The sequence below is a fragment of the Dolichospermum circinale AWQC310F genome, assembly GCF_000426925.1.
GTDB lineage: Bacteria > Cyanobacteriota > Cyanobacteriia > Cyanobacteriales > Nostocaceae > Dolichospermum > Dolichospermum circinale.
On record NZ_KE384705.1, the window covers coordinates 47636 to 48810 of the forward strand.

Sequence of the window (1175 nt, forward strand, 5' to 3'; positions counted from 1 at the left end):
TTTCTGGCTTGGCGTGAGACAAAAAACTGTAAAATTTTTTAGTAAATAATTATGAAATTAAGTAAAATCATCAGCCAATTTAGTGAAGCTGTTAAAGCTGAAAGCCTGACCATACAACCAGATCAGGATTTAGAAATTACTGGAGTTGCTGCCATAGATGAAGCTAAATCTGGTACTTTGAGTTATGTAGAAGGGACAAAATTCGCGTCTTTAATTGATTCTACTGGTGCAAGTGCCTTGATTTTACCAGAAGACGAAAAATTGCAAATCCAAGCAACAGCCAGGGGTATTGCATGGTTAACAACTACAGAACCACGTTTACTATTTGCCAAAGCGATCGCTCTATTTTATCAACCATACCATCCTAGTGCAGAAATTCATCCTACCGCAGTTATTCACCCCACAGCCCACATCGGGAATGATGTCTATATTGGTCCTCATGTCGTCATTTCTCAAGGGGTGGAAATTGGCAATTTGGCCGTAATTCACCCCAATGTCGTTATTTATCCAGAAGTGAAAATAGGCGATCGTACCACCCTACACGCTAATTGTACCATTCATGAACGAAGTTTAATTGGTGCAGATTGCGTCATTCATAGCGGTGCTGTCATTGGTGCAGAAGGCTTTGGTTTTGTTCCTACCCGCACAGGTTGGTTAAAAATGGAACAATCTGGTTATACTGTCTTAGAGGATGGAGTCGAAGTAGGTTGTAATACAGCCATAGACCGTCCCGCAGTGGGAGAAACGAGAGTTGGTAAAAATACCAAAATTGATAATTTAGTCCAGATAGGACATGGTAGTAAAATCGGTGCTGGTTGCGCCATAGCAGGTCAAGCAGGCATGGCTGGAGGTGTAAAAGTTGGAAATGGGGTAATTTTAGCTGGACAAGTGGGAATTGCCAATCAGGTTAAAATTGGAGATGGGGCGATCGCCTCGGCTCAAACTGGTATCCACAAAGACGTAGCACCAGGGGAAATTGTCTCAGGGACTCCAGCAGTACCCCATAAAATATACCTGAAAGCATCAGCAATTTATAGCCGATTACCGGAAATATATCAATTTTGTCAACGATTACAACGAAAATTAGGTAATGGGTAAGAATTTTCGGCGTTGCTGATTAAGAGTATGATTTTATTTCACGCAGAGGCGCAGAGTCTTTTGAGGGTAAGAGTTTC

The 1175-nt window shown here is 41.6% G+C and carries 1 protein-coding gene; it reads left to right on the forward strand.

What is annotated here, in order from left to right:
- The first annotated feature begins 51 nt into the window (after positions 1–51).
- Positions 52–1098 (forward strand): UDP-3-O-(3-hydroxymyristoyl)glucosamine N-acyltransferase, encoded by a 1047-nt coding sequence (gene lpxD / locus ACIR310F_RS0117365; protein WP_028084921.1) that lies wholly within the window; start codon positions 52–54, stop codon positions 1096–1098.
- Positions 1099–1175 lie beyond the last annotated feature (77 nt).